Annotated in this window: 13 protein-coding genes; 12 read left to right on the top strand and 1 reads right to left on the bottom strand. The window is 38.2% G+C overall.

Features of this window, described 5'->3' with window-relative positions:
* Positions 1–85: 85 nt before the first annotated feature.
* The 12 genes from FXX65_RS06470 to FXX65_RS06525 all read left to right on the top strand — a co-directional run bounded on the left by FXX65_RS06470 (position 86) and on the right by FXX65_RS06525 (position 16,690).
* Positions 86–2,251, top strand: a complete 2,166-nt coding sequence (locus FXX65_RS06470; RefSeq protein ID WP_147615592.1) for a DUF4954 family protein — start codon at positions 86–88, stop codon at positions 2,249–2,251.
* Between the two features lie 380 nt (positions 2,252–2,631).
* Positions 2,632–4,302: a 2-isopropylmalate synthase gene (leuA, locus tag FXX65_RS06475; RefSeq protein WP_147615593.1), complete on the top strand. Its 1,671-nt coding sequence runs from the start codon at positions 2,632–2,634 to the stop codon at positions 4,300–4,302.
* Between the two features lie 4 nt (positions 4,303–4,306).
* A complete protein-coding gene (locus FXX65_RS06480; RefSeq protein WP_147615594.1) occupies positions 4,307–5,824 on the top strand; it encodes a M16 family metallopeptidase in 1,518 nt (505 codons plus the stop codon).
* The gene (locus tag FXX65_RS06485) at positions 5,811–7,190 is read left to right on the top strand and encodes a M16 family metallopeptidase (protein ID WP_187116234.1); all 1,380 of its coding nucleotides are present in this window, start codon (positions 5,811–5,813) and stop codon (positions 7,188–7,190) included. Before FXX65_RS06480 ends, FXX65_RS06485 begins: the two co-directional genes overlap by 14 nt.
* Before the next feature lie 150 nt (positions 7,191–7,340).
* A complete protein-coding gene (gene gltX / locus FXX65_RS06490) occupies positions 7,341–8,921 on the top strand; it encodes a glutamate--tRNA ligase (RefSeq protein ID WP_147615596.1) in 1,581 nt (526 codons plus the stop codon).
* Between the two features lie 274 nt (positions 8,922–9,195).
* Positions 9,196–10,473 carry a bifunctional glutamate N-acetyltransferase/amino-acid acetyltransferase ArgJ gene (gene argJ, locus FXX65_RS06495; protein WP_222704224.1) on the top strand — a complete coding sequence of 426 codons (1,278 nt, stop codon included), beginning with the start codon at positions 9,196–9,198 and terminating at the stop codon, positions 10,471–10,473.
* 77 nt (positions 10,474–10,550) lie between these two features.
* Positions 10,551–11,444: an acetylglutamate kinase gene (gene argB, locus FXX65_RS06500; protein WP_147615598.1), complete on the top strand. Its 894-nt coding sequence runs from the start codon at positions 10,551–10,553 to the stop codon at positions 11,442–11,444.
* 31 nt (positions 11,445–11,475) lie between these two features.
* Complete coding sequence (locus FXX65_RS06505) at positions 11,476–12,645, top strand: aspartate aminotransferase family protein (RefSeq protein ID WP_147612855.1); 1,170 nt, start codon at positions 11,476–11,478, stop codon at positions 12,643–12,645.
* Positions 12,646–12,710: 65 nt separating this feature from the next.
* Positions 12,711–14,180, top strand: coding sequence for a DUF1846 domain-containing protein (locus FXX65_RS06510; RefSeq protein WP_147615599.1), 1,470 nt, complete (start codon positions 12,711–12,713; stop codon positions 14,178–14,180).
* 288 nt (positions 14,181–14,468) lie between these two features.
* On the top strand, positions 14,469–15,008 hold the full coding sequence (locus tag FXX65_RS06515; RefSeq protein ID WP_147615600.1) for a methylated-DNA--[protein]-cysteine S-methyltransferase: 540 nt from the start codon (positions 14,469–14,471) through the stop codon (positions 15,006–15,008).
* A gap of 99 nt (positions 15,009–15,107) precedes the next feature.
* Positions 15,108–15,719: a helix-turn-helix domain-containing protein gene (locus tag FXX65_RS06520; protein WP_147615601.1), complete on the top strand. Its 612-nt coding sequence runs from the start codon at positions 15,108–15,110 to the stop codon at positions 15,717–15,719.
* A gap of 110 nt (positions 15,720–15,829) precedes the next feature.
* A complete protein-coding gene (locus FXX65_RS06525) occupies positions 15,830–16,690 on the top strand; it encodes a family 16 glycosylhydrolase (protein ID WP_187116236.1) in 861 nt (286 codons plus the stop codon).
* Between the two features lie 159 nt (positions 16,691–16,849).
* On the opposite strand, the gene guaA is transcribed toward FXX65_RS06525, so the two are convergent.
* A complete protein-coding gene (gene guaA, locus FXX65_RS06530) occupies positions 16,850–18,742 on the bottom strand; it encodes a glutamine-hydrolyzing GMP synthase (protein ID WP_147615603.1) in 1,893 nt (630 codons plus the stop codon).
* Between the last annotated feature and the right edge of the window lie 19 nt (positions 18,743–18,761).

Below are 18,761 nucleotides of genomic sequence, written 5' to 3' on the forward strand. Positions count from 1 at the left end.
ACGAGTTGTGCAGAATATTGTGCAGGGTTATAACTAAAGACATTTTTAGAATTTTAAGTTATTATCAGCGACTAGGAGAATTGCTTTGCCAACTTTAAAATTTAAGACCGAAGATGAAATTTCACTCCCACCAAAAAATATATTGGAATCAAAAAGATTATTAACACAAGAAGAAATTCAAATTTTAAAAGCGAATGGGAACACCAACTCAGATTCCGCTTGGAAAAACATCTATGTTCCAAAAGAGGACGCACTTTTTAATCCTTCTCTTCTTCAAAGAACTCAAATTCATGGATTTTTGATAATCGGTCGACTTTTGCCTGCAACTTTAAAATTTCACGATTTGGAACTTGAATGTGGAATTTGCGATTCGTATGTTGAAGACTGTATTTTAGAAGATGATGTTGTAGTTAAAAATGTCGCCTATCTTTTTAATTATAAAATAGGTTCGCGCTCTATTTTGTTCAATATTCAGGAAATGAGTTGTACAAAGCATTCAAAATTTGGCAATGGAGTTTTAAAAGAAGGAGAAAGTGAAAATGCAAGAATTTGGATTGGAGTTGCAAACGAAAACGACAAACGTGCAATCCTTCCTTTTGAGAGCATGATAACTGCGGACGCTTATATTTGGAGCCGTTACCGAAGCGATAAGGATTTGCAAAAAAGATTTTTGGAAATGACAGAAGCCAAAAATTCAAAAAAATGGGACACTTTTGGAATTGTAGAAAATGATGCGGTAATAAAAAACACAACGCTTTTAAAAGATGTAAAAGTGGGGGCAAATTCCTATATAAAAGGTGCTTTCAAGTTAAAAAATATAACCGTTCTTTCAAGCCCAGACGAACCGAGCCAAATTGGAGAAGGGGTTGAACTTGTAAACGGAATTATGGGTTTTGGCTCAAAAGTTTTTTATCAAGCGGTTGCCGTTCGTTTTGTTATAGGAAGAAATTGCCAGTTAAAATACGGAGCGCGATTGCTGAATTCTGTGCTTGGCGATAACTCGACTGTAAGTTGCTGCGAAATTTTAAACAACTTGATTTTCCCATTCCACGAACAGCATCACAATTCTTCATTTTTGATTGCTTCTACGGTTTGCGGGCAGTCCAATATTGCTGCAGGGGCAACCATAGGTTCAAACCATAACAGCCGCTCTCCAGACGGAGAAATGTTTGCAGGGCGTGGATTTTGGCCAGGACTGTGTTCTGATTTTAAACATAATTCTCGCTTTGCCTGTTTTACTTTGGTTTCAAAGGGAAGTTATCAAAACGAACTGAATATTAAATATCCGTTTTCGCTAGTTGCATCCAATGGAGATTCAAAATTCATAACGGTAATTCCTGCATATTGGTTTTTGTACAATATGTACGCAATAACGAGGAATAAAACTAAATTTTCAAAACGGGATAAGCGATTTGTAAAAGTTCAGCACATAGAAACAGATCCGCTTGCTCCGGATTCCATTCAAGAAGTCGTATTTGCTATTGAGCGCATAATTGAATTAACAGGAACTCATCTTTTATCGCAAGGTTATGAAAAAGCAAAAAATATTCAAACACAAGAAGAATTAAAGCAGGTTGCAAAAGATTTTCTCCACCAAAATCCAAATGCTGATATTTCTCTTTGTGATATGCAATCTCAAAAAAAATATGGGGCTCAAATTCATAAACCTGTTCGCGCATATAAAACTTACAGAAAAATTTTAAAATATTTTTCTTGTTCTGTTCTTCTTGAATATTGCAAGACTTATTCTACGCAGATAACTAGGCAAGAGTTAAAAAAAATCATCAAAGAAATTCCTCTTTATACAGCGTGGGTGAATGCAGGTGGACAGGTTTTGCCAGAAGAAAAATTGCAAGAACTTTTTGCAAAGATAAAAAATTGTGAGATTTGTGATTGGAACAGCGTACACGATTTTTATGATGAATGTGAAAAAAATTATCTGCTATATAAAACTGCTTATTCAATCTACCTTTTGGAAAGGCTTTATTCAAAAAAAGTTCGCGATTTTACCGATGAAATTTTTAGCGACATAATTGACGACGTAACTTTTGTAAGCAACGAGATGTTGCAAGAGGCGCATACTTCAAGAGAAAAAGACTTTTTAGACGATTTTAGAAAAATCACTTTTGAAAATGACGAAGAAATGAGTGCAGTTTTGGGCAGTATTTCTGATAACGAATTTTTAATGCAGATGAAAGAAAAAACACGAGCCTTTAACAAAGATTTGCTCAATCTTTTTAACATTGTGTAGTTTTTTTGTGATAAAACGCGTTTGCTGAAAAAATATTTGTAAGCAGATAAATACGGTTGTTGATAGCAGATTTTTTGTTGCAATCAATTTTTTGACGCGCTGCTCAACCAATTTTTCATCATTTTGTCTGGGATTTTTTTTGACTTGATTTTTTTTTTCAAACTCGCATAATACAACATATGAAATACATCACTCTACTACTTCTAGAAAAGATTCTCTTTGAGGCCTAAGATGATGGGGTAGTGTGAAGTATTGTACATTCGCATATTTTTAAGACCTGTTGCCTTAGGCAATGGGTCTTTTTTTATTTCTAAACATTTTATATCAAGCTTCAAAATCGCTCGTGTATAAAAATTGGATAGAAAGCATAAGGAGTTTATATGAACGCAACAAAGTACAGACCTGTAATTCAGCCAGCACCAAAAGACAGAAAGTGGCCAGACAACCGCATTACAAAAGCGCCTATTTGGTGTTCTGTAGACCTAAGGGACGGAAATCAGGCTCTTATTGACCCGATGGGTATAGAAACAAAACTCGCTTATTTTGACCTTCTTGTAAAAATTGGTTTTAAAGAAATAGAAATTTGTTTTCCTTCTGCAAGCGATACAGAATTTGATTTTTGCCGCAGACTGATAGAAGAAAATCACATTCCGGACGATGTTACGATTCAGGTTTTGTGCCAGGCACGCGAGCATCTGATAAAACGCACTATGGAAGCGATAAAAGGCGCTCCAAATGTTATTTTTCATATCTACAATTCAACATCTCCTGCGCAGAGAAAATATACCTTTAATAAATCAAAGGAAGAGATAATAAAAATCGCTGTTGATGGAGTTAAGTGCATAAAAGAATGCATGAAAGATTTTCCAAAAGAAGAAAGCGAAAAAATCAGGCTTGAATATTCACCGGAAAGTTTTTCTATGACAGAACTCGATTACGCTATAGAAATTTGCGAAGCGGTAAAAAATGAATGGGGAACATCTCCCGATAAAAAAATCATATTCAATCTGCCTACAACTGTAGAATGCTACACTCCAAACGTATATGCAGATTCGATTGAATATTTTGCCCAGCATATAAGCGACAGAAAAAACGTTATAATATCTACACACTGCCACAACGACAGAGGAACAGGTGTTGCAGAATGCGAACTTGCTTTGATGGCAGGTGCGGATAGGGTTGAAGGCTGCCTTTTTGGAAACGGCGAGAGAACTGGAAACTTAGACATTGTAACTGTTGCACTCAATATGTTTTCTGAAGGTATTGATCCCAAACTTGATTTTTCTGATTTACCGGAGATTGCAGATTCTTACCAAGAATACACAAAGATGGAAATTCCTCCGCGCACTCCTTATGCTGGTGGTCTTGCATACACCGCTCTTTCTGGTGGACATCAGGATGCTATTGCAAAGGGGCTTAGCGCACGCGAAAAACTTTCGCAGGATGCAATTTGGGATGTTCCTTATCTTTTAATCGATCCAAAAGATATTGGACGCAAGTACGAGGGAATAATCAGAATAAACTCCCAGTCTGGCAAAGGCGGAGCAAGTTTTATTTTGGAACACAGTTTTGGCTATTCAATTCCAAAAGCGATGCAGGGCGAAATTGGAAAACTCATCAAAGAAGAAAGCGACAAAGCTCAGCGTGAACTTAAGAGTGAAGAAATCCTTGAGTTGTTTGAAAAGCAGTGGCTTTATAATCGAAATACTCTTGAGGTTTTGGATTTGGCATCGACCATGGTTGGCACATCTGGAGATGAAGAAATGGTTTCTGTTAGAGGAGTGATTCGCTATAAAGGCGAAAAAATAACGATTGGCGGAAGTGGAAACGGTCCTTTGGATGGTTTTGTTTCAAGTTTGAAAGAAACGTCTGTGCCAAAATTCAACATAACATACTTTACAGAACATTCCATTGGCAAAGGTTCAGATACAGCGGCAATCGCTTATGTTCAAATTTCTATGGAAGATGGAAAACATCTTTGGGGAGTAGGAAAATCAAGCAACGTAGGAAGGGCAGGAATTGCGGCTGTGGTGAGCGCATTGAATCAGTAGACTTATGAAAAAATATCTGGAACATTTTTTGGAACATTTTAATCGAATCCGTTTTTCATCTTTCGTTGCGTTTTTGTTTTTTTTTCTAGGATTTTTTGCTTTTGCACAAAAGACTTCGATTGAAAATCTTTACCGCTACAAACTTGAAAATTCTCTTGAACTTTTTGTTTTGGAAGATGATAAAGCACCACTCGTCTACATAGAAATTGCTGTTAGAGCCGGAGCGGTGACACAAACTAGAGAAAATGCAGGACTTTTTCATCTTTACGAGCATATGATGTTCAAGGGAAATCAAAAGTACAAAAATCAAAAAGATTTTACTCTTGCTCTAAATCGCATGGGAGTTGCACAGTGGAACGGTTCAACTTCTGTGGATAGAGTGAATTATTATTTTACAATTCCTTCAAGCCTTCTAAAAGAGGGACTTGAGTTTTGGTCTTATGCTATACGCACGCCTTTAATGGACAAACAGGAATTGGAAAACGAAAAAAAAGTTGTGCTTTCAGAAATAGAAGGTGGATTTAGCGAGCCTGGAAGAATTTTAAGTGCTGGTATTTTTAAGGAGATTTTTAATAAAGAACCGTGGAAACTCGATTCTGCGGGAGAGCCTTCAATCGTAAAAAATGCTACTGTAGAGCAGTTAAAGCAAATTCAAAAGGAATTTTATATTCCAAAGAATGCTGCACTTTTTGTCGGTGGCGACGTTAAAAGCGAAGACGTTTTTTCTCTCGTAAAGGAAATTTTTGGTTTATGGCAAAATAGCGAAGAATTTGCAGACGAAAAATTGACTTCGCCTTCAAAAGAGCCGTTTTCTTCTGTAAAAAAACTCGTGTTTGCGGATTCTCGTTTTTCCAAAGAGATGAGCCAGATAAGTTATTATCTTAGAGGTCCTGATGCGCAAAACGACGCAAAGGATTCTTATGTTGCAGATGTTTGGACTTATATGACAGAAAATCCAGAAAGCGAGTTTGTTCAAAAAGCGGTAAATAATTCGTATCTCAACATTCCTAATTCTGACTATGTCGGGGCGGGATATTCAACCATGCGCTTGAGTTCTTTGGTAAGTTTTTCTGCTACGATGATGAAAAACGACAAAATCTCGGAACTTGAACAGGCAAACAGGTTTATAGATTATGTTCGTTTTGATGCTGTTCAAGATTTTATTAAAGGCGAAAACGGTTACAAAAAAGCCGACATACAAAAAGTAAAAAATCGTATGGAAGATGAGCGGATTTATTCGCTTGAAAGCGCAGAGGATTTTTTGAGCGAACTTTCGTACTTTTGGGCAGCAGGTGGCTCCCAATATTTTTTTGACTATGAAAAAAATATAGAAAAGGTTTCTGCAAAGGATTTGCTCTTGTTTGCTGAAAAATATTTAAAGGACAAAAATGGACTTGCAGTTTTGCAGGTGAATCCTGAGTCTTTTATTCAGCACAAAGACGAATTTATAAAAAACGGTTGGCAGGAATTGACTTTTGAAAATGCACGTTGGTGGAAGGATTTTAATTATGAAAAAAAATAAGATTTTTAATTTGATTTTTGCTTTTGCACTCTTTTTGTTTTTTGCTTTTGATTTTTCTTCCTGCGCTTCAAGCCAAAATATTGAAAAATCTTCTCGTAATAGAAGGCAAGCAAATAATCGGGTGGAAGTAAAAGATTTTGTTACTCTCAATTTATCAAACGGAATTCCTGTGATTTTTAAAAAAACTCCTCCTTCACAAATTTTTACTTTGCGCTTTATTTTTGAAGGCGGAACTCCGCTTGTTCCAAGAGAAAAATCAGGTTTGGAAGATTTGACTTTGGATTTAATGTTTCACGGCGGAAAAAACTATTCCTACGATGACATTCAAAAAATGCAATACGATATGAGTTTTTCGCTTACATCTAGTGCAGGTCGAGATTATTCTGTTGCAGGTATACAATGTCTTAAAAAGGATTTGGACAGTGTTATTTCAATTTTTGCAGACGGAATTTTGACCCCTTCTTTTGCACAAAGTGATTTTCAAAACCTAATTGTAAATTCGCGGCAAAGACTCGCTTCAACCATTGCAGATCCGTCTGGGCAGTTAGGATTGGAACTTGAAAAAGCAGCCTTTGCAAGAACAAGTTATTCAAGTTCTGTTTCGCTGACAAAAGAATCTATCGACAAAATAAATTTAGAAGATATAAAAGCGCATCATAAAAAACTTTTGGATTGCCAGAGGATAAAAATCGTTGTTGTTTCGGACTTTAATGAAACAGAACAAAAGAATTTCATTCAAAAATTGAGTTTATATTTTTCAAGCATAAAAAAAGGCGAATATAAGGAGCCTTTAATTCAAAAAATTGCTGTAAGTGGCGACGACTTGTATTTTAAAAATGAAAATGCAGGAACTTCTGGCTACGCACTTGCATATTTTGCTTGTCCAAATCGCTACGAAAAAGATTACATTCCGTTTGCGTTGTGCCTTATGTATTTGGACGATATTTTATTTGCAGAAGTGCGGGAAAAAGCGGGTGCGGTTTATTCTGTCGGAAGCGGAGTTTTAACTTCAAAAAGCATGCTCGCTGTCATAAGTGCATATAAAGTTAGCGACAACAAAAATATAAAATCGCTCATCAACGAAGCGATAAAAAAGTTCCCCGATGAAAATCATATAGAAGAAAAACTTGAACAGTACAAAAATAAATATCTGACGACGCTTTTTTCTTCTTCAAAAAATTCTCGTGGGCTTGCTTCAAATGTAATCACTTCGCTTGAGTATTCTGGAAAGGCAGATTCGTATTTGAATCGTCCTGAACAGGTAAAATCTGTAACCGCAAAAGATATTGAACTTGCATACAAAAAATATATTTTTCAAGGTGAAAGCAAATCCAACAAGATGCGCTGGATTTTTGTTACAAAATAGATTTTAGGCTGCATCGCGTATTTCCATAGAAAATCACTCTTGTTGAAAAAGGCTTTGTGTTTCATTAAACTAAAACTCCGTTTTGTTCTATGCTGTTTTAGACAAAAAATTAATTTTGCGGCACAAAAATGTCGTGGGGGAAAATAAATTATGAAAAATATCAAGGAAGTTCGCGTTCGTTATGCTCCTTCTCCAACGGGAATGCAACACATTGGCGGCGTTAGAACTGCACTATTCAATTATCTTTATGCAAAATCTCAGGGTGGAAAATTTATACTTCGCTTGGAAGATACAGATAGAACCCGTTTTGACGAAAAATATGTAAAAAATCTTTACGAAACTCTTGCTTGGCTTGGCGTCGATTGGGATGAAGGTGGCGATAAAGGCGGTCCTTACGGTCCTTATGTTCAAAGCGAGCGGTTTGAGCTTTATAAAAAATATGCACAGGAACTTTTGGATAAGGGCGAAGCATACTATTGTTTTTGCGATGCAGAACGCCTTGAGCGCATAAGAAAAATTCAGACAGAAAATAAAATGGCTCCAGGTTACGACAGAAATTGCCGCCACTTAACTCAAGAAGAGATAAAAGCAAATCTCGATGCAGGAAAACCTTATGTAATTCGCTTAAAAGTTCCTATGGAAGGCGAAACCAAATTTGAAGATCATATTTTAGGCGAAATTGTCTGGAAAAACGAAGATATTTCTCCGGATCCAGTTCTTTTAAAGTCGGACGGATTTCCAACTTATCATCTTGCAAATATTGTCGACGACCACATGATGCATATTTCGCATGTAATGCGTGCACAAGAGTGGATTCCTTCAACTCCGCTGCACGTGCAGATGTACAAAGCGTTTGGTTGGGAACATCCAGAATTCTGCCATCTTCCAATGGTTAACGGTTCCGATGGAAAAAAACTTTCAAAGCGACACGGTTCAACTTCTCTAAACGAATTTAGAGCCAGAGGATATTTGCCACAGGCGATAATAAACTACGTTGCACTTTTGGGCTGTTCGTACGAAGAGGGAAAGGAATTTTATACTCTCGAAGAACTAGGAAAGCTTTTTAAACTTGAACACCTAAACAAAGCGCCAGCGGTCTTTGACTACAAAAAGCTCGAATTCTACAATGCAAACTACATCAGACAGCTTTCTACAGAAGAACTTTACCGATGGACCCTTCCATTCATAACAGGAACAGGGGACGCAATCTTAGAGATAAATCCAGAAAATCCGCAGCCAAAACCAAATGTTGGTCCTCAATATTCAGGAATTGCTTTGGGCGAAGACGGCGAGCCTTATTGTGTGGATTCTTCTATGAATATGACGAGCGCACAGGTTAAACAGACTTTGCTCGGCCTTATGCCGCTTATTCAAGAAAGACTTAAATTCCTTACAGAAGCAGCAGAGATGGTTAGATTTATGTTTACAGAACCACAAGTTCCACCTGTTGAGCAGATTGTTCCAAAAAAATTGGATGTGCAAAAGACAAAAGAAGTTTTAAATGCTTCAAAAGATTTTGTAGAAAAGATTTTTGAGATGAATCACGAACAGGCAGAAGAATATGCAAAGTCAAAAGCAGAAGAATTGGGCATAAAACTTGGCGACTTCATGATGCCTATTCGAATGGCCGTAACAGGAAGCAAAGTTTCGCCTCCACTGATTGGCTCGATAAAAGTTTTGGGAAAAGAGCGGAGCCTTGCGCGAGTCGAAAAAACTCTTCAAACACTTTAATTTTTATTTTTGATTTTTCTTACATCGCTCCGTTTTTACGGGGCGTTTTTTTTATAATAAGGGCACCAAGCCAACTAAAAGTTGGCTTTCGCTATGTGCGCCCTTCGCTAACGCTCATTGTGGCTTTGCCACAACTTCGGGGCTCCCAGCGCTGGTGCGGTTAAAATATCTGTAAATCTGTTGTCAATATTTCATTCTTTCTATATTGAATAAATATACATAAAATTTTATAGTATATGCATATTTATTCAATAAATAACGGATGGGCCTGTTTATGAAAGAAAATTTTGAATTTGTTTCTGGTGGAGTTGCGGCGGCACTTGGTTTTACGGCAAGTGGAGTTTTAAACAAGATTAAATCAAATCGCACAACTTATGATACTGCATTGATTTTTAGCGAAAGCATCTGCAATGCGGCTGGAATCTTCACTCAAAACCGTGTAAAAGCCGAATGCGTAAAGTTTACAATGGAGCAGCTTAAAGACGGCAAAGCTCAATCTGTAATAATGAATTCTGGAAACGCAAATGCCTGCACTGGCGAGCAAGGCTTTAAAAATGCACAAAAAGAAGCACAGGCAGTTGCTCAAAAATTGGGAATCGAACAAAAAGACGTTTTGGTTTGTTCAACTGGAGTCATAGGGCAACAGTTGCCTGTTCAAAAAATTTTGGATGGACTTGACCAGAGCGTAAAACTCTTAAGCAAAACAGGCAACGAACAGGCACGCCAAGCGATTATGACGACCGACACTCAATATAAAGAAGCGGCACTTAAAACGGTAATCGGCGGAAAAACCGTAACAATGGGAACAATGGCAAAGGGCTCTGGAATGATTCACATCAACTTGGGAACTATGCTTTCCGTTATAACAACAGACTGTGCAATATCATCTTCAATGCTAAAAAAAGCGCTAACTCTTTCTGCTCAAAAAACTTATAACTGCGTTTCGATTGACGGCGACACTTCCACAAACGACACCTTGTTGATTTTGGCAAACGCAAAAGCTGACAACAAAGAAATAACAGAAGAAGGCGAAGATTTTGATTTGTTTTTGGAAGCTTTAACTGTGTTAAACACTCAAATGGCAAAAAAAATTGCAGCAGATGGCGAGGGAGCAACAAGGCTTGTAACCTGCACAGTAAAAGGCGCAAGTTCAGAAAAAGACGCACGCGGCCTTGCGAAAGCGGTAATAAGTTCAAACCTTGTAAAAGCCGCATTCTTTGGCGCGGACGCAAACTGGGGTCGCATATTGGATGCGATGGGCTATTCATCTTTTAATTTTACTCCAGAAAAAACTTCTGTTTATTTTTTAAGCAGAGAAGGAAGCAAGCGATATTTTAAAGATGGCGTTCAAAATGGCACGAAAGAAAATTCCATAAAAGTTTTTGAAGACGGAGTTCCACTCGATTTTGATGAAGAAAAAGCAAAAAAAATACTTTTGGAAGAAAGCGTTGAAATTTTAGTTGAATTAAAAGACGGAAACTGTGAAGGTTGTGCTTGGGGCTGCGATTTGACTTACGATTATGTAAAGATAAATGGAGATTACAGAACATAAATTTTTTGCCAGCAAAGAACAAAATATGAAGCTCAGTTTGCGGGCAATTTATCATTTTTTTAGAAGAGAAAATTACTATGGAAGAAAAAAAATCTACAGAAGACCCACGATTAGATAACAGTCATTGGAGCGATGTTTTGGTTCAGGCGCTTCCGTATTTTAGGCATTGGGTTGGAAAAACCGTCGTTGTAAAATATGGCGGAAATGCTATGCTCAACGAAGAATTAAAATCTGCGGTGATGAAAGACTTGGTTCTTTTAAATACGATTGGAATCAAAGTCGTTTTAGTTCACGGTGGAGGCCCAGAAATAAACCACATGCTTGAGCGCATAGGAAAAGAGTCAAAGTTCATAAATGGACTGCGTTATACAGACAACGAAACTATGGAAATTGTTCAGATGGTTTTAACCGGAAAATTGAATAAAGACATCTGCGGAATAATCTTACAGGAAGGAGGAAAGGCAGTCGGTCTTTCTGGAGTTGATTCAGCACTCTTGCGTGCAAAAAAAATCGAAAAAGATGGAGTTGACTTGGGCTTTGTTGGCGAAGTTACTCAAGTAAATCCTGAAATTTTGGAATCGCTTTTGGACGAAGGCTTTATTCCAGTGGTTTCTACAGTTGCCTTGGGCGAGCAGGGAGATTTTAGTCGCTATAACATAAATGCAGATACGGCAGCGGCAAAGATAGCAGTAGCACTCAAGGCGGAAAAATTTGTTCAGTTGACGAACGTTCCAGGTGTGTTAAAAGATGTAAACGATTCTTCATCGCTTATTCAACGCATACACATGCAAGATGTACAGTCATATATAGACGACGGAACTATTGCAGGCGGAATGATACCAAAAATAGAATGCTGCATGATAGCAAGGCGTGGCGGAGTTCCAAGGACGCACATAATAGACGGAAGAGTTCCACATTCACTTTTGATAGAAATGTTCAGCGACCGCGGAATTGGAACTATGATTTATTAGCGTGGTAAAAAAAAATTAAAAAGGATTTTTTATGGGAAGCAAAAATGTAGTAAACAATTACGGTTCATTTGATGTAACTTTTGCATACGGCAAAGGCTCAACCTGTTACGATGTAAACGGCAAAAAATACATTGATTTTCTTGCAGGAATTGCGGTCAACAGTTTCGGTCATAATTTTAAGCCACTCGTAAAGGCTGTTCAAAAACAATTAAAACGCCAGATTCACACCTGCAATTATTTTACGAGCGATGTTGGACTTGAATACGCAGCTTCTCTTTTAAAAGCGAGCGGATTTTCAGGAATATATTTTGGAAATTCTGGTGCAGAAGCGAACGAAGCAGCATTTAAACTTGCACGCAAATACGGTTTTTTAACTGGCGGCGAAAAGCGAAAGACAATCTACACTTTAGAATCATCATTCCATGGAAGAACTCTTGCAACACTCACTGCAACAGGACAAAAAAAATTTCATCCAGAATGCTTTGCACCCTATGCGCCAGGTTTTAAAACGATAAAAGCAAACGATTATCAGGCGATAAAAACAGCCTTTGACGATACAACAGCAGCCCTTATGATAGAGTGTATACAAGGCGAGGGCGGAGTTAATCTTATAGATAGCGAATGGGCAAAACAAGCCGCACATGAAGCGAGAAAAGCTGGAGCCTTGGTCATGGCTGATGAAGTTCAGACAGGTTTTGGACGGACAGGCACTCTTTTTGCAAGCGACTGGCTCGGTTTTGAGCCGGATGTTGTAAGTTTTGCAAAGGGAGTTGCAGGCGGAATTCCAATGGGTGGAATTTTATTCCGAGGAAAAGCGGCAGAAGTTTTTAAAGCAGGAGATCATCAAAGCACCTTTGCAGGAAATCCATTGGCTTGCAGTGCAGCACTTGTTGTTCTAAAAGAACTATTAAAAGATGGATTTATGCAACGCGTTGAACAAAAAGGCGAGTACATAAAAAAGACAATAAAAAGTTGGGACAGCAAATTCGTAAAAGAAGTCAGAGGAAAAGGACTTTTACTCGGAATTGACATAGACGAAACAAAAAGTGCTGTTGAGCTTGAAACAAAACTCCTTCAAAACGGTCTTTTAACATCAACCGCAGGAAAAAACACTTTGCGTTTAGTGCCACCATTAAACATCTCTCAAAAAGAAATCGATTCGGGCTTAGAGATTTTAAAACAAACCTTACTGCAATTTTAGATTTTCGCGTTAAAAACTTTTCTTGATGTGGAAGAACAGTCAAAAATTCTTTATAATTCGTGGTTATGAAAAAGGGATTTGATAACGAAAAGTATCTTAAGATACAGTCAGAACACATAAAAGAAAGAATTTCTCAGTTTGGAGATAAACTTTATCTCGAATTTGGAGGCAAGTTATTCGACGATTTTCATGCAAGCAGGGTTTTGCCAGGTTTTGAGCCAGACAGCAAGTTAAAAATGCTGATGCAGTTGGCGGATATGGCGGAAATAATAATTGTCATAAGCGCAAGCGACATAGAAAAAAATAAAATTCGAGGCGATTTGGGCATAACATACGATAAAGATGTCCTTCGTCTGCGCGATGAATTTATGAAGCGTGGACTTTACGTAGGCTCTGTAGTCATAACGCACTATAACGGTCAGGAAGGTGCAAAAGCTTTTGCCCGTCGACTTAAAAAATTGAACATAAAATCATATTTTCACTACATGATAGAAGGCTATCCAAACAATGTAGATTTAATCGATTCTGATAAAGGTTACGGAAAAAACGATTATGTAGAAACCACACGCCCTCTTGTCGTTGTAACTGCACCAGGCCCTGGTTCAGGAAAAATGGCAGTCTGTCTCAGCCAGCTTTATAACGAAAACTGCCGTGGAATTAAAGCAGGATATGCAAAATTTGAAACCTTCCCAATCTGGAATCTCCCTTTAAAACATCCTGTAAACCTCGCATACGAAGCGGCAACCGCAGATTTAAACGATGTAAATATGATAGACCCTTGGCATTTAGAGGAATACGGTGTAACAACCGTAAACTACAACCGTGATATAGAAATTTATCCAGTTTTGGATGCAATCTTCAAAGGAATTTACGGCGAAAATCCTTACAAATCTCCCACAGACATGGGCGTAAACATGGCAGGTAACTGCATAATAGATGACGAAGTTTGTCGAAATGCAAGCAATCAAGAGATAATAAGGCGATATTATGCGGCAATCTGCAATTTGGCAGAAGGCAAGGCAGAAGAAGCAGAAGTGAACAAGTTGAGTCTTTTGATGCAACAGGCAAAAATTACAACTGCAGACAGAAAAGTTACAGTTGCAGCGAACAAACGCTCAGAAAAATCAGGACTGCCAGCAGCTGCAATCGAATTAAGCGACGGAACGATAATCACATCAGAAACTTCGGAATTGCTCGGAACCTGTGCCGCACTCATATTAAACGCAACAAAACATCTAGCAGGAATCGACCACAAGCTAAAACTCATTCCAGCAGAAATGATAGAACCTATACAAGAAATGAAAGTCAACTACTTAAAAGGCAACAATCCACGCTTGCACACAGACGAAGTTCTGGTTGCCCTCGCAATGCTAAGCCTCAACGACAAAAATTGCAAACTCGCAATCGAACAACTCTCACTTCTACAAAATTGCCAGGTGCACGCAACCGTAATGCTGAGCGAAGTAGACAGAAAAATCTTTAAAAAACTCGGCGTAGATTTAACCTGCGACCCAATCAAAAAAAAATCAAGATAGTTTTTAATAAATCGGGCGGCTTTTTGCTCCACTTGCGTTTCGCAAAAAACGGGCTTTGCGGGGTTCGCTAAGCGCTCATCGTCCTCGTCGCTTTGCTCCTGCGGTCGACGGCTTCGCCGCCCCTCCAATCCCTGTCGCATTTGTCGCACAAGGAGGTGCGACCTACAAGCAATGCTGACCTTTTTGCAAAAACTGTCGTTAAAGAAAAACAAGGACGTTTTTTCTTTAACAGCACACGGAGGTACTGTGTGTACTTTTATGCTATAATTTTTTAGGAGCAGAAAAACTATGTCATCTTTCTTTTCTCGTTACAAAACTCCAGCGGATTTTGATGATATTCTAATAAAGACCGATGGAGAATTTCTTACAGGCTTGTTTTTTGAAAGGTCAAAAGACGCTAAAAAATACTTGGAAACTAGCATAAATAAAGATTCTTCTATTTTTCTTGAAACTCATCGTTGGCTTGATATTTATTTTTCTGGCAAGCAACCAAATTTTATTCCAAAATACAGAATAGAAAACCAAACGCCATTTCGTGAGGAAGTTATAGAACAAATGTTAAAAATTCCATTTGGTAAAACCATAACCTATGGAAAAATTGCGGAAGAGATTGCACGACTTCACGGTGTAGAAAAAATGTCGGCACAGGCAGTTGGTGGTGCTGTCGGCTGGAACCCTATTTGTATAATTGTTCCCTGTCATAGAGTTGTAGGAAGAGACAACTGCCTTACAGGTTACGGTGGCGGAATAAAAAATAAAATTGCTTTGCTAAAACTTGAAGGTTTTGATACGGCTGAATTTTCAATGCCAAAAAAATCTCAACTTTGAGTTGATTTTCTGTTTTTTTCAAATCTCAACTAGCGGTATATGGTATGCTTGTGCGACCAGGCTTATATTATCTATAGACTAAAAAAGGAGGTGCTCCGTATGGATCAGCAGAAAATTGGAAGATTCATTGCGTCATGCAGAAGAGAGCAAAAAATATCTCAAGCAGAGCTTTCTGAAAAACTTGGAATTACAGACCGCGCGGTTTCCAAGTGGGAAAACGGAAAATGCTTGCCGGATGCTTCTTTAATGCTTGAACTCTGCAATCTTTTAAAAATTTCTGCCACAGATCTGTTAACAGGGGAGCGACTGAATGCTATGGAAAATTTTAAGGATGTTAATGATGAAAAACTGCTTGAATTGCAGAAAGTAGAAGAGAGCGCAAATCGAAGGATGTTATCGCTAGAAATAGTGATCGGATTTATTTCAATGGCTTCGTTTATCGCTTTGGTTGTCTGTGCGAGCACGATTGATGTGAGCACTTGGATTCGGATTTTGTTAATCGCTATTGCGTGTGTGATTTTATTTTTTGGGATATATCATTGTCTTAAACTTGAAACTGAGGTTGGATTTTACGAGTGCCAGGATTGTGGATATAGATATGTACCAAAGATGAAAAATGTCATTTTTACGACGCATGTTGGAAGGAGCCGAAGGCTAAAATGTCCAAAGTGCGCGAATAAAAATTTTCACAAAAAAGTTTTAACACGATAAACTTTTTACGGAATGTCCCTGCGACAAGTTTGTTTTGCAGGGACAATTTTGTAAACTGTAACAGAATTTAAAAAATGGAAAAATGGCGTGAAAAAAGGGGGCAGTGTAGGATGAGAAAAAATATTATAAATCTCATAATTTTTGCAATCAGCATTTTTTTACTTTTTGCATGCACCACAACAAATACTGCAAATACTAAAAAATCCGCTAAAAAAACTGTGGTGGCGAGAGAAGTCAAAGCGTATTCTGGAGCGGAAATCCATACTCGACAATCGCAGATGTATGGCAAGTACGAGGCTAGGATGCTGATGGCAGCAGGTTCGTCTGTTGTAAGTTCAATGTTTCTTTATTATAACAATTCTTATATTGGCGGCAAAGAGCCGTGGTGCGAAGTTGATATAGAAATACTCGGAAAAAATCCAGCGAGTTTTCAGACTAACATGATTACGGGAAATGCAAAAAATAAAGCGACTAGCGAAAAACACCATGCAATTTTGCCACAAGCAAACGCAGTTTATCACATCTATAGCATAGAATGGACACCCTCGTATGTTGCCTGGCTTATAGATGGAGTTGTGGTGCGAAAAACTGAAAGAGATTTTAACGATGCAAAAGCTCAAGTTTCTGCGCTAAGCCGTGAACAGAGTTTGCGTTTTAATTTATGGTCATCAGAAAGCGTGTCGTGGAGCGGAGATTTTGACGAAAAAATTTTACCTGTACATCAATTTATTGACTGGGTTAAAGTTTATTCATATACGAAAGGCGAAGGAGAAAACGGTTCTGATTTTACGCTTTTATGGCAGGATGAATTTGACAGTTTTGATGAAAATCGTTGGGCTAAGGGAAGGTGGACTTTTGAAGGAAACAGGGCAGTTATGAGTCCTAAAAATGTTAATATTGTAGATGGGCATTTGGTTTTAAGCCTTACCAAGATTGGCGAAGAAGGCTTTAAAGGAAAAATTCCTTTTTAGCGTTTATAAACATAAACATAGCTCTGTGTTTTGTGTTTTAAGCGGGGCGTTGCGGGGGCAGTGCAGACAAAAATAGTTTGCCCCCGCAAGAAGGGGTAGCGAAAAACGCGAAGCGGTTGCAGCGAGGGGAAGGCTTTCCCCTCCTTTATTATTCCAATATTATTCCCAACCAAATGTTGCTGGCGGTTTATTTGTTACATCGATGTAAAGGCTTTCTACAAAATCCAGTTTAGCGATTTGTTTTACGATTTCTTTTAGGTCTTCTATTGGAAGCCAGGCAAAACGAGCGGTCATAACATCTTCTGAGCAGACTGGCCTTAGCACGAAACTTGCATTTTCTTTTTTTGAAGCAAACGGCAAATCTATAGTTAAGTGCTGGAATATCGTCGTGTAAAGATTTTTTTTGTGCAGGTGAGAAAGGACTATATCGTCAACTTCGCGCAACTGGTCAAGCCGCTCTTTTGTGCAATAGCTCTGCTGCAACTTCATCGCTTCTGGTTTTACTCCTGGTTTTTGATAGAGTTTGATAACTGTTCTGTTTAAAAATTTGGAGTTGTTGGTTATGGTCGATGAGCAGTCTTCTACCTTCTGGCGCACTTTTGGTATATGGAAAAATCCTTCGCCCTCGCTTTCGCTTTCATCGCGGAACGTTAGGCAAGCTGGAAATCTGTATGTTCTAAAATCGCCCTGAACTCCGACGGATTTTACTGGCAATACTGAACGCTTTAGTTCTTTTGTGCAGTTAGCGCAAAATTGATTTATGACGATTTTGTCTAATTCTTCTTTTGCAAGAGAAAGTTCTTCTTCGTCTTTTTCTGTGAGTTTGCCGTCTGAACACAAAACATTTATGCTCAATCCAGGACCTGGAAAAGGATGACGCATTACAAGTTCATCTTCAAGCCCCAGTTTTTTCCCGATAGAGCGAACTTCATCCTTATACAAATCTTTTAAAGGTTCGATTATCATTCCTTTTTCTATAAGTTTCTGAATTCCTTCAACTCGGTTGTGATGCGTTTTTATAGTGTGGCTGTTTTTTGTTCCGCCGGATTCTATTATGTCGGGATAAAGAGTGCCCTGTGCGAGCATCCAATTATCTTCATTTAGATTTTGCTTTTTTACGACTTCATCGCGAACTTTTATAAAGTTTTCTCCAACCGCCATTCTCTTTTTCTGCGGGTCGGTAAGGTTTTCTATCGCTTTTAAAAAACTTTGGGAAGCGTCTTCGACTATAAAATTGTTGAAACCGTGATTGCGATATGCCTTTTCAACATTTTGGGATTCGTTTTTTCGCATAAAGCCGTTGTCTATGTGTAAGCCTAAAACTCTATCCTGGCCTAGCGCCTTGTTTAAAAGTGCAAACGCTACAGTGGAATCCACTCCTCCGCTCAAAAACAACAGCACATTTTTATCTTTTGTGTCCGTTTTTATCGTGTTTAAAATATGAGATAAAACTGCTTCTTCGTCCCAGTTTACTTGCATGTTGCAGATGTCTGCAAAGTTTTTAAATATTTTGTTTCCTTCCAAAGTATCTTTTACTTCGCAGTGGAATTGCAGAGAAAATCGCTTTTTCTGTAGATTTTGCAGAGCGGCAAATTTGCAATCCTTTGTAAATCCTATCGGGCTAAAACCTTTACCTGCTTCAAGAACTTCATCCTGATGACTCATCCAAACTTGGCTATTATCGCTTATTCCTTTTAAAAGTGGAGATGATTTTCCCTCGTCTGTAAGTTCAAGGGTTGCTTTGCCAAATTCGCCTGTTGCCGCTTTTCCCACTTTGCCACCGTAAGAATTAGCTATCAACTGATGTCCGTAGCAAAGCCCAAGTATTGGAATATCTAAATCAAAAATCTGTTTGTTAAACTCTGGTACATTCTCTTCATATACGGAAGAAGGTCCTCCGCTTAAAACTATTCCCTTTGCGTCTTTAAATTCTTCGATTGCAGCATTTGGAAGCGCAATTTCTGAATAATATCCCAACGCTCTAAAGCGTTTTGCAATAAGGTGAGCATATTGTGAGCCAAAGTCCAAGACAACAATTTTAGAACGATTCATATTATTTCTCCAAAGATTT

It is taken from the genome of Treponema pectinovorum (genome assembly GCF_900497595.1).
Taxonomy (GTDB): domain Bacteria; phylum Spirochaetota; class Spirochaetia; order Treponematales; family Treponemataceae; genus Treponema_D; species Treponema_D pectinovorum.

Bases quoted from the DNA above. Each gene is read 5' to 3' on its own strand.
- FXX65_RS06485 (WP_187116234.1), top strand. From the start codon at position 5,811: ATGAAAAAAAATAAGATTTTTAATTTGATTTTTGCTTTTGCACTCTTT.
- FXX65_RS06480 (WP_147615594.1), top strand. From the start codon at position 4,307: ATGAAAAAATATCTGGAACATTTTTTGGAACATTTTAATCGAATCCGT.
- FXX65_RS06505 (WP_147612855.1), top strand. From the start codon at position 11,476: ATGGGAAGCAAAAATGTAGTAAACAATTACGGTTCATTTGATGTAACT.
- gltX (WP_147615596.1), top strand. From the start codon at position 7,341: ATGAAAAATATCAAGGAAGTTCGCGTTCGTTATGCTCCTTCTCCAACG.
- FXX65_RS06515 (WP_147615600.1), top strand. From the start codon at position 14,469: ATGTCATCTTTCTTTTCTCGTTACAAAACTCCAGCGGATTTTGATGAT.
- FXX65_RS06525 (WP_187116236.1), top strand. From the start codon at position 15,830: ATGAGAAAAAATATTATAAATCTCATAATTTTTGCAATCAGCATTTTT.
- FXX65_RS06520 (WP_147615601.1), top strand. From the start codon at position 15,108: ATGGATCAGCAGAAAATTGGAAGATTCATTGCGTCATGCAGAAGAGAG.
- FXX65_RS06510 (WP_147615599.1), top strand. From the start codon at position 12,711: ATGAAAAAGGGATTTGATAACGAAAAGTATCTTAAGATACAGTCAGAA.
- guaA (WP_147615603.1), bottom strand. From the start codon at position 18,742: ATGAATCGTTCTAAAATTGTTGTCTTGGACTTTGGCTCACAATATGCT.
- argB (WP_147615598.1), top strand. From the start codon at position 10,551: ATGGAAGAAAAAAAATCTACAGAAGACCCACGATTAGATAACAGTCAT.
- argJ (WP_222704224.1), top strand. From the start codon at position 9,196: ATGAAAGAAAATTTTGAATTTGTTTCTGGTGGAGTTGCGGCGGCACTT.
- leuA (WP_147615593.1), top strand. From the start codon at position 2,632: ATGAACGCAACAAAGTACAGACCTGTAATTCAGCCAGCACCAAAAGAC.